At 69.5% G+C, this 13,509-nt stretch carries 13 protein-coding genes and 2 pseudogenes; 9 read left to right on the top strand and 6 right to left on the bottom strand.

The window, feature by feature from the left end; genetic code table 11:
• The coding region (locus ABT085_RS16145; RefSeq protein WP_351607219.1) for a SpoIIE family protein phosphatase at positions 1 to 903 on the top strand (903 nt) is incomplete at its 5' end.
• A gap of 320 nt (positions 904 to 1,223) precedes the next feature.
• On the opposite strand, the gene ABT085_RS16150 is transcribed toward ABT085_RS16145, so the two are convergent.
• Positions 1,224 to 1,832 carry a TetR/AcrR family transcriptional regulator gene (locus tag ABT085_RS16150; protein ID WP_351607221.1) on the bottom strand — a complete coding sequence of 203 codons (609 nt, stop codon included), beginning with the start codon at positions 1,830 to 1,832 and terminating at the stop codon, positions 1,224 to 1,226.
• A 471-nt stretch (positions 1,833 to 2,303) separates the two neighbouring features.
• Here ABT085_RS16150 and ABT085_RS16155 point away from each other — a divergent pair.
• Positions 2,304 to 2,600, top strand: a pseudogene (locus ABT085_RS16155) (aldehyde dehydrogenase family protein); the annotation flags it as partial.
• A 157-nt stretch (positions 2,601 to 2,757) separates the two neighbouring features.
• Complete coding sequence (locus ABT085_RS16160; protein WP_351607224.1) at positions 2,758 to 2,964, top strand: hypothetical protein; 207 nt, start codon at positions 2,758 to 2,760, stop codon at positions 2,962 to 2,964.
• A 534-nt stretch (positions 2,965 to 3,498) separates the two neighbouring features.
• On the opposite strand, the gene ABT085_RS16165 is transcribed toward ABT085_RS16160, so the two are convergent.
• Positions 3,499 to 4,194 (bottom strand): alpha/beta hydrolase, encoded by a 696-nt coding sequence (locus ABT085_RS16165; protein ID WP_351607226.1) that lies wholly within the window; start codon positions 4,192 to 4,194, stop codon positions 3,499 to 3,501.
• A gap of 300 nt (positions 4,195 to 4,494) precedes the next feature.
• Here ABT085_RS16165 and ABT085_RS16170 point away from each other — a divergent pair, with 300 nt between their 5' ends.
• On the top strand, positions 4,495 to 5,274 hold the full coding sequence (locus ABT085_RS16170; RefSeq protein WP_351607229.1) for a VOC family protein: 780 nt from the start codon (positions 4,495 to 4,497) through the stop codon (positions 5,272 to 5,274).
• Between the two features lie 291 nt (positions 5,275 to 5,565).
• Here the strand turns inward: ABT085_RS16170 and ABT085_RS16175 are convergent, their stop codons facing one another.
• Positions 5,566 to 5,808, bottom strand: a complete 243-nt coding sequence (locus ABT085_RS16175) for a hypothetical protein (protein WP_351607232.1) — start codon at positions 5,806 to 5,808, stop codon at positions 5,566 to 5,568.
• A 206-nt stretch (positions 5,809 to 6,014) separates the two neighbouring features.
• Here ABT085_RS16175 and ABT085_RS16180 point away from each other — a divergent pair, with 206 nt between their 5' ends.
• Together ABT085_RS16180 and ABT085_RS16185 are read left to right on the top strand one after the other, a co-directional pair.
• Entirely contained in the window at positions 6,015 to 6,245 is a 231-nt protein-coding gene (locus ABT085_RS16180) for a hypothetical protein (protein WP_351607235.1), read from the top strand.
• A 433-nt stretch (positions 6,246 to 6,678) separates the two neighbouring features.
• Complete coding sequence (locus tag ABT085_RS16185) at positions 6,679 to 7,173, top strand: MarR family winged helix-turn-helix transcriptional regulator (RefSeq protein WP_351607238.1); 495 nt, start codon at positions 6,679 to 6,681, stop codon at positions 7,171 to 7,173.
• A 398-nt stretch (positions 7,174 to 7,571) separates the two neighbouring features.
• On the opposite strand, the gene ABT085_RS16190 is transcribed toward ABT085_RS16185, so the two are convergent.
• The gene (locus ABT085_RS16190) at positions 7,572 to 8,651 is read right to left on the bottom strand and encodes an alkene reductase (protein ID WP_351607241.1); all 1,080 of its coding nucleotides are present in this window, start codon (positions 8,649 to 8,651) and stop codon (positions 7,572 to 7,574) included.
• Positions 8,652 to 9,332: 681 nt separating this feature from the next.
• Here ABT085_RS16190 and ABT085_RS16195 point away from each other — a divergent pair.
• Together ABT085_RS16195 and ABT085_RS16200 are read left to right on the top strand one after the other, a co-directional pair.
• Complete coding sequence (locus tag ABT085_RS16195; RefSeq protein ID WP_351607243.1) at positions 9,333 to 10,103, top strand: aminoglycoside adenylyltransferase family protein; 771 nt, start codon at positions 9,333 to 9,335, stop codon at positions 10,101 to 10,103.
• 485 nt (positions 10,104 to 10,588) lie between these two features.
• Positions 10,589 to 10,828 carry a hypothetical protein gene (locus tag ABT085_RS16200; RefSeq protein ID WP_351607246.1) on the top strand — a complete coding sequence of 80 codons (240 nt, stop codon included), beginning with the start codon at positions 10,589 to 10,591 and terminating at the stop codon, positions 10,826 to 10,828.
• A 1-nt stretch (position 10,829) separates the two neighbouring features.
• On the opposite strand, the pseudogene ABT085_RS16205 reads toward ABT085_RS16200, so the two are convergent.
• A pseudogene (locus tag ABT085_RS16205) lies at positions 10,830 to 10,961 on the bottom strand (ATP-binding protein); the annotation flags it as partial.
• Between the two features lie 189 nt (positions 10,962 to 11,150).
• On the opposite strand from ABT085_RS16205, the gene ABT085_RS16210 reads away from it, so the two are divergent.
• The gene (locus tag ABT085_RS16210; protein ID WP_351607249.1) at positions 11,151 to 11,555 is read left to right on the top strand and encodes an FKBP-type peptidyl-prolyl cis-trans isomerase; all 405 of its coding nucleotides are present in this window, start codon (positions 11,151 to 11,153) and stop codon (positions 11,553 to 11,555) included.
• A 355-nt stretch (positions 11,556 to 11,910) separates the two neighbouring features.
• Here ABT085_RS16210 and ABT085_RS16215 read toward each other — a convergent pair whose 3' ends face one another.
• The gene (locus ABT085_RS16215) at positions 11,911 to 12,963 is read right to left on the bottom strand and encodes an NAD(P)-dependent alcohol dehydrogenase (RefSeq protein ID WP_351607251.1); all 1,053 of its coding nucleotides are present in this window, start codon (positions 12,961 to 12,963) and stop codon (positions 11,911 to 11,913) included.
• Between the last annotated feature and the right edge of the window lie 546 nt (positions 12,964 to 13,509).

Raw genomic sequence — 13,509 nt, forward strand, 5'->3', positions numbered from 1 at the left:
ATGGGACAGCTGCGGACCGTCATCCACTCCCTGGCCGCCCTCGACCTGGAACCGGACGAGCTGATGGCCCGGCTCAGCGACACCGCCGCCCGCCTCGCGGACGAACGCGCGGCGCTCCCGGCCGGGGACAGCCTCCAGGCACAGCCGCTCACCGCGGGGTGCCTGATCGCGGTGTACGACGCGGTCGACCAGCACTGCACCATGGTGCGCGCGGGCCTGTGGGACCCCTATGTCGTCTACCCGGACGGCAGGGCGACCGTGGTGCGCGTGCCGGAGGGGCCGGTACTCGCCGGCCACGGCCACGCCCCGTTCCCCGCCACCACGGTCGAGCTCCCCGAGGGCAGCACCCTCGCGCTGTGCAACGAGGACCTGCTGCTGCCGACCTGCCAGGTGGGGTCCCTGCTCGTCGCGGGAATCGCGGATTCCCTGGACGACGTGTGCGACACGGTCGCGTACGCGCTGCGCGACCGCGACGAGACGGAGGAGCTCCTGCTGCTGGCCCGCGTCAAGGCACTCCCGGCCGACCGGGTCATGATCATCACACTGCCCACCAGGAACGAGGCCGCCCCGCTCGCCAGGGCCGCCACCCGACGCCAGCTCGCCGCCTGGAACGTCGAAGAGGAGGAGGCCTTCACCGCCGAGCTCGTCGTCAGCGAACTGGTGGGCAACGCGGTCCGCTACGGCGCCTCACCGCTCCAGTTGCGTCTCGTCCTGGACCGGCACCTGACCTGCGAGGTCCGCGACGCCGCGCAGTGCGCTCCGCACCTCAAGCACGCACGCACCGTCGACGAGGACGGACGCGGCCTGTTCATCATCGCCAGCCTCGCCGAAAACTGGGGCACCCGCTACGGCCCCGACGGCAAGACGGTCTGGGCGCAACTGACCGTGGGCCCATCACCCTGAACCCGCTCGCCACCTGCACCACCAGCCCCCCAGGGTGCACCCGGCTCAGCCACACGCCCTCGTCGCCCGACGAAGCGGCACCCGCCCGAGCAGGGCACCCCTTGTTGCTGTGCGGTGCTGGTGACGATGGTCCAGGCGGTGCCGGTGCGGGGGAGTCCGACGCGGATCAGTCGGCGCAGCTTGACGGCGGCGGCTCGGGTGCTGAGCCAGGTGTCGTTGCCAGTGGTGCCGGGGTGGCGGAGTCGGCGGGCGCCGCCGTGGGCGATCTCGGCGACAGCCCGTTCGGCTGGTGGATTTCAAACGGCGGCCGGCTCCACGCTTCAGTCGGAGTCGCCGGGACGGCGTGTGAGAGCCGTCGGCGAGTTGGTCACCAGGTCTACGAGGTGTTCGGCCAGTTCGTCGTCGAGCGGTGACCCGATCATGAGTCGGCGATAGAGCACAGTGCCGGCCCACAGGTCCTGGACGAGATCGGTGTCCAGGTCGGCGGGAAGGTCCCCCCGCTGAATTCCCCGGCGCAGCGCGAGCTCGATGTTCTCCCGCTTGCGCCGCAGGAAAGTCTCCCTGAAGCGAGCCATCAGCTCGGGCTGCGGCAGCAGGCCGGCAGCCAGCGTCGGCAACGAGGCGGCCAGGTCCTCGTTGGCGTAGTTCGCGATCGTCATGTCGACGGCTTCGCGCAGTTCCGCGCGAGTGTCACCCCGGTCGGCGAGCTCATTCGCCCGGAACACCTCCGCCAGCGCGTCGGCGACGAGCGCTTCCTTGCTCGGCCACCACCGGTAGATGGTCGACTTGCCGACACCCGCGGCCGCCGCGACCCCTTCGATGGTGAGAGTGGAGTAGCCCTGATCGGCCAGCAACGCCCTGGTGGCGTCGAGGATCTTGGGGGCCGAGCGCGGGGCGGCCGCCGGATCCGAGGTGAATGCGAGTCCCATGACCGCAACGATACGTACCGTTTCGTTTCCGGGCAAGGGTGTGCCAATGTCCGGGTCTGGGCATTACGATACGTATCGTTTCGATCGGGTGAAAGGGATCCGCCATGAAGGGTTACGCCCTGCCCCTGTCTCCCCGCGGTACCGCCAACCTGGCTCCGGCCTCCTCTACGACCTGGCCGTCCTCATGAACCGCCCCGTCGTCAACCCTCGGCACTTTCCCCAGCCATCGTGGTGAACGCGCGACCGGCGAAAGACTGCGCTCCGAGCCGAGCCTCGTCCTCGCCACCGACAACGCCGGACGAGCCCGCAAGCGCGCCATCCGCCCCGGCACATCCATGACGCTGCGCACCGTCACCTACACCCACCAGCAGGGCAGTTGCCCCCCTCAGCGCTGCCCGGAAGGAACCGGCATGCCCCTCTACAGCTGCACCACCGCGCAGGGAACGCTGACCGCGCGCACCAAAGCCGATCGGACCGATCCTGCCGATCGTCCCCGTACCCGACCTGGACGCGGCGATCTCCTTCATCAACGACCGCGACAAGCCGCTCGCGCTCTACGCCTTCACCGACTCCGACGAGACCAAGCAGCGGCTGCGGACCGAGACCTCCTCCGGCGCGCTCGGCTTCGGGATGCCGGTCGTCCATCTCACCGTGCCCGACCTGCCGTTCGGCGGGATCGGCGAGAGCGGGATGGGGCGCTATCACGGCGAGTACTCGCTGGACACCTTCAGCCACACCAAGGCCGTACTGGACAAGCCGCTGGGCTGACCGAGACCGGCAACGGACGACCGTGCCGCTCGGCACGGAGAACCGGCACGGAGAACCGGCACGCACAACCGGCACTGCAAGCCGGTGCGCGGACGAGCCGCGGCCACGGCAATGACAGACGGGGGAGAAAGAAGAAGCAGTCTTCCCCGGGGTGGGCATGGGCCTGTTCATCGTGCTGAGCACACCCACCAGCGGCGTGGTTCCCGTGGCGATGCTCCCCGTGTTCTTCCAGCACGTGCACGCAGTCATGCCACTCGGCAACGCGGTCGACGCCCTGCGGGGAGTGCTGTACTTCCACGGGGCCGGGTGCTCAGACCCGTCCTCGTCCTGTGCGCGTGGATCGCCGCAGGCGTCGGACTCCTGAGCCTCGACGCCCGGCACCGTCGCGACCGCCCGGCCCGGCACCGCGACAGAACCCGCCAGGACGAACCGGTGAAGCCGCCCGTGGAGGAGCCATCGACGACGAGGCCGACGTACTCGACCACATCTGAGTGACCCGTCTCGCCGATTCCCAATGCCGTCTGTCAGTTCGTCCGGGCAGCTTCGCGGGTGGTCAGGCGGGCGAAGAAACGAGAGTCGTGGCGACCGACCGCGTGCGCAGTCCTTCCGCCAGGTGCGCCATTTCCACGGACGGGCCGACCATGCCGGCGCCACTCGGCTCGGCAGCCGACAGCCGGGCTTGGCCAAGGGACAGGTGGTACATCTCGCGCAGGGCTCGCAACACGGGGATGAGACTGGCTTCCTCGGTCGCCAGGCGAAGCCGAGTTGCCCCGTGCTCGGCAAGCAGCGCCTGCCTGATCTCCTGGGGAGCTGGGCCTGCGCCCGTCTCGCACCACGCGTTGGGGCAGGCTTGGCATCGCCCTTCAATGCCCCAGCGCATTCGTGCCCGGTGCTGCAGTTACAGGTCCAGCAGCAGGTCCCGGATCGCGGCGGGCTGGGACAGGAACGGGTGGTGACCGGCGTCAAGTTCTACGACGCTGTCGGCCCGGCGGGCGAACTCGCGCTGCAGGCGCGGCGAAGTGCCCCGGTCCTGGGTGCAGACGAGGTACGTGGAGGGCAGCTGCTGCCATGCGGCCGCGCCGACGCGCTGCCCGGTCACTCTCACGCTCTGCCGGGCGAGGTGGTGCGCCGCCTGCGCCTGGACCTCGGGGCCGCAGTCCTGCAGAAATGTGTCCACGAGCAGCTCGGGGCGAACTCCGAAGGTGCCTGCGTCGGAGTCGACGTCGAGGAATGCAGAGGGGCTGCCGTCCCCGAACTCCGAGAGGCTCTGTCCGACCTCGGGAAGGTAGCTGGAGACCAGCAGCAGGTGGCGTACCGACCGGACGCCCGCAGCGGCTTCCGCGGTGACGATGCCGCCGTAGCTGTGTGCGACCACGACGGTGGACTCGTCGCTGTCCAGCAGCGCCTGCCGCACCGCCGCGACGTCCTCGGAAAGCCCCGGCCCCCCGGCGCCCGCGGGCAGACCCGCCTCGCCACAGCTCGGCAGCGCGGGTGCCACGCTCAGCACCCCTCGTTCCTGCAGCAGCTCGGCGGTGCGATGCCACCACCACGCCCCGTCCCGCACACACGCCCCATGCACGAACACGACCCTCATCGCTGCCTCCACGCCCGCCTCGGCTGCCCTCCATCAACGGCAGACGCCGCCGACGCTACGACAGGAAGCGGAAGATCAATCACGGAATCGCGGTCAGAGCCCCGAAAACGGCAAGGCACGCTCCCCGCCCCACTCGGCCCGGTTCTCAAGGAGGTGGGGAAGCCGAGCGAGCGGCTGGTGAGTCTGCCTTCGCCCGCGTGCTCAGCCTGAGGTATCAGACGACGTGGGTGGCGTGTCGGACGACGGGTCTGCGGTCCGCGATGCAAGGTGACGGACAGACCTCATAAGAAGGGACGAAAGTTGCCTGAGATCACCACTCCGTACGCCACCGGCACCCCGTGCTGGGTCGATCTGATGGCGAAGGACCAGCAGGCCGCGCTGGACTTCTACCAGGACCTGCTCGGCTGGCAGGGCCAGCGCGGTCCGGCCGAGTTCGGCGGGTACGCAGTCTGCGAGCTGCACGGCAAGGCCGTGGCCGGCATCGGCCCGGCGATGGCCCCCGAAGGAATGCCGGAACCGCCGACCGTCTGGACCAGCTACCTGGCCAGCACCGACGCCCAGGTCACCCAGGATGCGATCGTCGCCGCGGGCGGCACGGTGCTCGTCCCGGCGATGGACGTCGGCAACCTCGGCCGCATGCTGGTCGCCTCCGACCCGCAGGGCGCGGTGTTCGGCGTCTGGCAGCCCGGCGAGTTCTTCGGCGCGCAGGTGGTCAACGAGCCCGGCGCGCTGACCTGGAACGAACTGCACACCAGCGACGTGGAGGGCGCCACCGCCTTCTACCGGGAGGCGTTCGGCATCGAGATCGAGCCTATGGAAGGCGCGGACGCGTACTGGCAGATGTCGGTCGGCGGCCGTCCGGTCGGCGGTGTCACGCTGCTTGCCAACGACCCACCGGGCACCCCGGCGCACTGGCTGACCTACTTCGCGGTCGACGACGTGGACTCCACCGTGGACGCCCTGGTCAAGAGGGGCGGCACGGTCCTTGCCCCGCCGTTCGACATGATGGCCGGCCGCATGACGGTCGTCGCCGACCCGCAGGGCGCCCCGTTCGCGATGATCAAGCCGAACCAGATGTAGACCGCCGCCGTGCCCCGCCCGCCCACGGACCGCTGGGCGGGCGGCGTCGGCACATGGCAGACGATCTGGGCGACACACACGGCGGCTGCAGGCACCCCTGAGGGGCCAGCCACTTGTCGACCGCACCAGATCGAGCGAGAAGCAGCAGGGGTGCACGAGGAAAGCCACATGGCGGCCGGAGGCCGCAGCCCTGCCGTTCTCCGAGGTCAGTGCTCGGATCGATCTACTGGCTCCCTGACTGATGCCCCATCGCCGTCAGCGCGGGGCCGGCCAGGGGAGGGCGGCCACCGGTCAACTCTGTGCCAGCAGGCGCGCCGAGGCCTCTCGTGCCAGCCCGGCGGCGCCGGTGTCGCCGAGGCTGACACGGGCGCAGGCGGCGCCGTCGGCCAGCGTGAGCACGGTGGCCGCGGTCTTCTCGGGGTCGGTCTCCTCCGCAGACGCCGCGAGCTCCGCGAGGTAGCGGAGGATCTCGCGCTTGTGGTCGCGGATGGCGATGCGCACCGGGTGGTCGGGGTCGGGGTACTCGGCAGCCACGTTCACCAGGTCACTGCCGCGATAGGCGGGGTCCGCGAACTCCTCGGCCAGCAGATCGAAGATCGCAAGAAGCCGGTCCTCGGGCGCCTGCGCGGCCGCGGCGCGTGCGCGCAGGCGGGCGCACCAGGCGTCGTTTCGCTGGCGCAGGACGGCGGCGACGAGTTCGTCCTTGGAGCGGAAGTGTTGGTACCGGGGACGCGGCCTTCGTGGTCCGCCCGCACACCGCGGCCAGCGCGGAGAAGGCGGCCGCCGACGCCATCGCCCTCTTCACCGCCCTGCAGCAGGTTCCGTTCCTGGACGGTGCCCTGCAGGCGTGGGAGAAGAACCGGCTGGCCGAGGGAATGGCCCTCCACCGGCACGGCATCGGCCTCGGAGACCGGCTCGGCCTGAGCAGTTCCGAGGCGACGCAGGCAGCCGCTGCCGGACCGGTCGCCTGACGGCCGGACACCGAAGGCTCCCTCGATCCCCGGTGCGGGACAGACGAAGGAGGCCTGCGGTTCGGATGCGTCCGGCGAGCCGGCCGCCCCGATGAGCAGCAGTTCCTCGGCCACGTACGAGATTGTGCTCAGCCGTTGACGAGTTCCGCACGGGCGCGGGCTTCGCGAGGCGGGGCAGTCGGGCGGCGTCGGCGCGGGACGAGTCGCCCCTGGCTGATGAGGATGCCGAGGAGGACCAGGACAGCCCCGGCGGGTTCGTGCCAGTGGAGGGACTCGCCGAGGACGGCGATGCGGACCCGGTGCGGTGGAACGACGCGGTCCGCCAAAGACGGTGGTGGGCGTCGTCTGGGGGATGGCGGAAGGGGAACGTCTACAGTCCTTGTCGGGGTGCTCGGGGCCGTCGGGCGCCCGTGCTGAGGTGAGGAAACGCGCGATGGGTGAGGCTTCGGAGGCCGCGGGACGGGAGCTGCCGGGCACTTCGTTGGCCCCGGTGGGGGCTGCGGTGGTGCGAGTGGCGCGACTGCACCGGATGCTGGCGGGCCAGTTGCTCCGGGAGGTCGGCCTGCACGTCGGCCAGGAGCTGGTGATGCTGGAGCTGTGGGAGCGCGGGCGGCTGCGGCAGGTGGACCTGGCCGAGGTGCTGGGAGCGGACGCGGCGACGGTGACGCGGACGCTGCGGCGGCTGGAGCAGACCGGGTTCGTGCGTCGTATCCCTTCGCCGGACGACAAGCGGTCGATGCTGGTGGAGCCGACGGTGGCGAGTCTGGGGGTGCGGCGACGGGTCGAGGAGCTGTGGTCGCAGCTGGAGGGCTACCTGACCGGGCAGATGTCCGAGGAGGAGAAGGAGGCGAGCATCGCGGTGCTGCAGCGGCTCGAGGCGGGGCTGGCCCGGCACACCCCCGAGGGTTCCCTCTACTCCGAGGACTGAGACCGCCCCGCTGCAGTCGGCGGCCACGTGGCGATGCCGCAGCAGCAGGGGGGCGGCGGGGTGGACGACGGTGACCTCGCCGTGCACCTGGGCCGGATCGGTCTGCCGCGGCACGCAGCGCTCCCACAGCTCCGCCATCATCAACCCCTGGCCGGCGTAGGGCTCGACCTCGCGCAGCAGGTCGCCGACAGCCATCTGGTGCAGCCGGGCCACCCGGCAGATCGCGTGGCTGACCTGCCCGCGCCGGACCGCGCACGGCAGGGCGTCGCCGGCGGGTGCGAGTGGAAGCGGTGGTCGTGGGGTGCTTCCTGGACAAGCGGACGGGGTGCGCCGGGGTGGGGGAGTGGGGCTTGCGGCGGCCGGGGCGAGAGCGTGCGACTCTGCCCCGACCGGCGCGCTCAGCCCTGGAGGGCGGGGTAGTCGGTGTAGCCGGTGTGGTCGCCGCCGAAGGACTTCGAGCGGTCGGGGGTGTTGAACGGGCCGCCCTGCTCCAGGCGCCTCGGGAGGTCGGGGTTGGCCATGAACAGCGCGCCGTAGGCGATCAGGTCGGCGGTACCGTTCTGGATCAGTTCCAACTCGCCCGGCCCGGTGGGCTCCTGGCCGGTGAACGGGTTCAGTACGAAGGTGCCCGGCCACGTCTTGCGGATCTGCTCGGTCAGGTCGCGGTGGCCGGGGGCCTCCATCTGGTGCAGGTAGGCAAGGCCGAGCGGGGCCAGCCCCTCGACCAGGGCGGTGTAGGTGGCCTCGACGTCGTCGCGGTCGTTCTCGGCGATGTCGTTGAACGGGTTGCCCGGCGACAGCCGGAACCCGGTGCGTTGTGCCCCGATTGCCTCCGCGACGGCGCGAGCGGTCTCGATGGCGAAGCGCGCCCGGCGGGCGGGACTACCGCCCCAGGCGTCGGTGCGGGTGTTGGAGTTCGGGGCCAGGAACTGGTGGATCAGGTAGCCGTTGGCACCGTGCAGCTCCACACCGTCGAAGCCCGCCGCGATCGCGTTGCGTGCGGCGGCGGCGAAGTCCGCGACGGTCGCCTCCACTTCGGCGTCGGTCAGCTCGTGGGGGACCTCGAAGTCCTTCATGCCGTCGTGTGTGTAGACCTGCCCGGCGGCCTGCACCGCCGACGGCCCGACCGGCTGTCGGCCCTGCCAGCTGGAGTGTCCGACGCGGCCTGTGTGCATCAGCTGCAGGAAGATCACGCCGCCTTCTGCGTGGACAGCGTCGGTGACCTTGCGCCAGGCCGTGACCTGCTCCGCGCTGTGGATGCCCGGGGTGTCGGGGTAGCCCTGGCCGACCTCGGAGGGCTGGGTGCCCTCGGTGACGATCAGCCCGGCGCCCGCCCGCTGCGCGTAGTAGGTCGCCATCAGCTCGGTCGGGGACTGCTCGGGGCCATAGGCGCGGCTGCGCGTCATCGGGGCCATCACGATGCGGTTGGACAGGGTCGTACCGGCCAGCTCGTAAGGCTCGAACGCCTTGGTGGACATCTGTGTACTCCTCGGATCCGGTCGGTGCCACTGCCGCCACATGGCTGCTGCGAGCACTCTCACTACATTTACTTGCTCGGACAAGTAAACGTCGAGAAGGGGTAAAGCGCAAACAGTGCCGGCGGCGTATCGCGGTGGGTGGCCGCTCTATAGCGCCTGCCTGGCAGGTGAGACGTCGCGGGACGTGCCGGACGGGCCGTGCGGACGAGGTATGGGCGGTAGATATTTGTTCGGCCAAGTGATGGATCTACGGAGCTTCGACGTCTCCGGTGAGTCGCCCGCCGTGGGAGTGCACCATGGTTGGCCGCACAGCTCGATCCGCGGAGGCTGCGGACGGACGCCTCCCTGGCGTTTCAAGGCCCACGTGACCTGACCTGATCATCTTGATGCCCGACAGGCTCGCCCGACGGTGACGTCAGTGGCGGCTGTTGTCGGGGCTTTCGGCGTCAGGGGCGGAACACACTTCGGGATCGGGCCATGGCGACTGTCGGCGACGGCTGAAGAGTGGTTCTGGATCACTTCCCGCGTGAGTCGATGAGGGCAGAGCACTGGAGCCTGTCGCGGGGGTGCTGGTCAGAGCCGGTCGTTGACGGTTGCCGCCGGCAGGCTCGGGTGAGGGCGGACCGAGAACCGCCCCGTTCTGCCCTGCAGTCGCACCGGACGATGGGAGAAACTGGCGCGGTGAATCAGCTTCAGGAGATCACGGGATTGGCCAGTGGTGTGCTGGACGGGGACCTCATCGGCGCCTACCTGCACGGATCTTCCTTGCTCGGAGGACTCAGACCGGCCAGCGACGTGGACGTACTGCTCGTCTCCCGGAGGTCGTTGGACGAGCGGGGACGACGGGCGCTTCTCGGCGGCCTGCTCGGGATCTCCGGCTCCCGGCACAAGGCCCGCCCGGTCGAGCTCACCGTGGTCGTCCAGTCCGAGGTCCAGCCATGGCGATACGCTCCGACCTGCGACTTCCTGTACGGCGAGTGGCTGCGCGCTGAGTACGAGGCCGGGATGGTCCCCCGGCCGGACGCGATGCCCGATCTTGCCCTGCTCATCACAATGGCGCTGACGGGCGACCACCCCCTCGTAGGCCCGCCGCCGACGCAGGTCCTCGACCCCGTCCCGCACTCCGACCTGGTCCGGGCAAGCGTGGCGGGCATCCCCGACCTGCTCGAGAACCTGGACGGCGACACCCGCAACGTCCTGCTGACCTTCGCACGCATCTGGACCACGCTCAGCACCGGCGAGATGAGGCCGAAGGACGCTGCCGCCGACTGGGTCCTGGCCCACCTCCCTCCCGAACACCGCCCTGTGCTCGAGCACGCCAGGCAGCTCTATCTCAACTGCTCCTATTCCGAGGAAAGCTGGAGCGACACGTTGCGGGCTCAGGTCCGTCCGCATGCGGACCGGGTGCTCGCTGAGATCGACCGGTTGCACACCTGGAGTCAGCAGACATGAGAACCTCTCCGCACCCGCTCAACCACGCAGGCGGGTAAGGAGACACGCCAGCGACGAGGGAACCTGGCCCGACCCCACTTGAGATGGTGCCCAGACCCCCCGAGCCTTCCCTGCCGCCGGCGAGACGGCGACGCCACCGGAGGTCGGAGCCCCACTGGCGCAGCGACAGCACAAAGGCCCGTTGTCGTCTCAACGCTCGTTCCGTGGCGCCGGGGTACACGTAGTAGTCGGTCGGGAGTCTCTCAACTCGACGGACCGCCAGGCTGGTACGGATCCAAAGCCGGCGGATCCGGCCTGGTGGCGGAGGGGGGCTCACCTCCGCGATCTGGCTGCGGTCCTGTTCGCCGATGCGTGCGACGTTCTGCACGGCACCGTCGAACCCGGTGTCAACGCTCCCGCAGAACTGAACACCCACCAGTCCCGCAGAATTGACCCCGGGGATCGTGCGGTTTCAAGCGGCTCGGTCTGCCCGGCATCATGGGCGCATGGACGACGATCTCCCGACCGTGTCGGTGCGCCTGTGGCGTGCGGACGCCATTGTCCTGTTCGACTGGCTGATGACCACGGATCTCGACTCGGTGCCGGTCACCCATCCTGCCCAGAAGCAGGCCCTGGCCGATCTGCTGTCACGGCTGGAGTGGGCCGCGGACGCCGAGGTGACCGGGGCGACCGCCGAGGACATCGCGGCGGCTCAGAGCGAAGTCGCCCGGGACATGGACTGGTAGTTCAACCGTGGTGAGCGCGGTTCTCCTTGGCCAGCAACTCGCCTCGCTGGCGGGTCCGGTAGGAGTCTCCGGTCAGAGCGAGAACCTCGGCATGGTGGGTCAGGCGGTCGATCACCGCGGCGGCGACGACGTCGTCGGAGAGGGTCGGACCTGTGCGTGCCGGTCGTGTTCATCGGCTTCGCGCGTGATCCTCACGGGTGTCGCCGGGTCTGGTGTGCTGCGGGGACCGGCAATCTCGGTAGCGTGGCCATCTGGTGCATGGAGTGTCCGTGTGTCCGGCAGGCCCGTGCGACGGCTTCCGACGGAGAGTGATGAGGCTGCAATGAGTGAACTGACGAAGCCCGAGGTTGACGTTCCGGAGGGTGACGCTCCTGCCGAACTGACCATCCGGGACCTGGTCGTCGGGGACGGGGCTGAGGTCAAGCCGGGCATGGTGGTCAGGGTCCACTACGTCGGGGTGACCTTCGAGTCCGGGAAGGAGTTCGATGCCTCCTGGGACCGGGACCAGCCGTTCAAGTTCGCCCTGGGCAGTGGCAAGGTCATCAAGGGCTGGGATCGGGGAGTGAGGGGGATGAGGGTCGGCGGTCGGCGCGAGATCATCGTCCCGCCGCGTCTCGGATACGGCAATCAGTCGCCCTCGCCGTTGATCCCGCCGGGCTCGACCCTGGTTTTCGTGGTGGACCTGCTGGACTCGTATTCCAGCACAACCGGGTGGAGCAACTCCTAACGCTGGATTCCTCGAACGAGATACGCGCATCGGCGTCGCCTGGAGCGGGTTGGTGGTGCGGTTCGGACCTGGACCCAGCGGGCGGTACGGGAGTTGAGCTGGGCGGTCGCGAGGGCCGGGGCGTGGGTGCTGTCGTGGGGGTAGGCGAAAGCGCGGTCGGCGAAGGCGGATCTGCGGGACATGCGCCACCAGCTGTACTGGAGGTTGAGCCGGCAGGCGCCGACGGGGATGCGGGCGTGGCGGACGCGTTCGGCATCAGGCTGCAGCCCTGCTCGCCGCCTGCCCGTCTCGGGGCGGCGAGCAGGGCTTCTGCGGCCACGAAGACCAGTCGTCGGCCTCGTCCACCGTGCGGTCGTCACTCGAAGACGATCACCAGGCGTCCGACGATTTCGCCGTGGCCGAGGGCCTCCAGGTTGTCGTTGATGTCCTCGAGCCCGACTTTGGTGACGTTGTGCTTGACGAGGCCGGCTTCGGCCAGGGAGAGCACCTCGACCAGGTCCAGGTGGTTGCCCCAGAAGGAGCCCATGTAGGTCAACTCAGTCCCCACGAACGGGAATTGCTTGTGCTCGACGTGGTGGCTCATGAGGCCGACGGCCGCCAGTACCCCCTCGGGTCCCAGCAGGTCGAACCCCATCGAGATGGACGCGTTGCTGCCGACGCAGTCCAGGATGGCGTCGATCGTCCTGCGGCCGGTGAGCTGTTCCAGCTCGTCCTGGATGGTCTCGGTGGACTTGTCGCGGACGTTGATGCCGTGGTCGGCGCCGTTCTCCTTCGCCACGTCCAGCTTGCTGTCCTTGCGGGCGAGAGCCACCACGGTCGCCCCGCCGCCGAGCAGCTTCGCGTACTGAACCGCGTAGCTGCCCAGGCCTCCGATACCCGTGACGGCGACGGTACGGCCGGGACCGAGCTTGCCCGTGTCCCGCAGCTTGCGCATCCCGCGGTACGGAGTCATGCCCGCGTCCGTCATCGGGGCGAGGAGCTCAGGTGCCTTTGCCGCGTTCTCCGAGACGGGGATCGCGTGGCGGCATTCCACGGTCATGTACTCGGCGAAGCCGCCGGGAGGTCCGAAGCCCACCCATCTGCCGTTGCCGCTGCACAGCTGTTCGTTGCCCTCCCGGCACTGGCGGCATGTGCCGTCGCCCCAGCTGGGGTTGACCACGACCATGTCGCCTTCCGAGTAGCCCACCGTTTTCGGTACGGCGCTACCCATCCCGGCCACTCGTCCGGTGACCTCGTGGCCGGGAATGTAGGGCAGGTCGACGGGGAACGGAACCTCGAAGTAGCCATTGAGGAGTTGGTAGTCGCTGCGACACATTCCGGTCGCGGCGACCTTCAGCAAGATCTCGTCCGGGCCCGGGTCGGGCACGGGCACTTCGTCGATTCGCAGGGGCTCTTTGTATCCGTGCATCCGAGCTGCTTGCATCTGCATGGGAGTGCCTCGCTTTCGCCGGCGGGCAGCCGTGCGGACCAGTGCAGTGTGACGAGCGTGCAGTGTGACGAGCCACGGATGCATCACCGGCCGGCACGGCTGCCGCTCCGCTTCGAACATCTCCAGGGTCCTGCGCTTGCTGTGGCCGCGCATCCGGAGCCCGGGTGCGGCAAGGGAACCGCTGCTACGTGCACGCGAACCCGTCCGGTGACCGTACTGCGAGGGAAGCTGCACGGGGCGTCACGGAAGGCTTGTGGGTAACAATCACCACTGCCGTCACACTCGCTTACGTGACCACAAGCTCGTCGAGTTTCCGTGCCACGCCCAGCCCTTCACCCGCAGACCGCCCGCAGGGTTGCGCGGTGGCTCACTCCGTCGTCGGGGCCTACCGTTGGTGGGTGGGAGTGCCACATTCGACGCGTGGTTGCACGGCGGTACAGGTGTGTGTGAAGCGCACCGGTACCGCCGTGTCTGTTGCTACTGCCCACGCGATCGAACGGCACGTCGTAACCGGAGGTCACGCCG

The sequence above is a fragment of the Streptomyces sp. NPDC002265 genome (genome assembly GCF_040296125.1).
GTDB lineage: Bacteria > Actinomycetota > Actinomycetes > Streptomycetales > Streptomycetaceae > Streptomyces.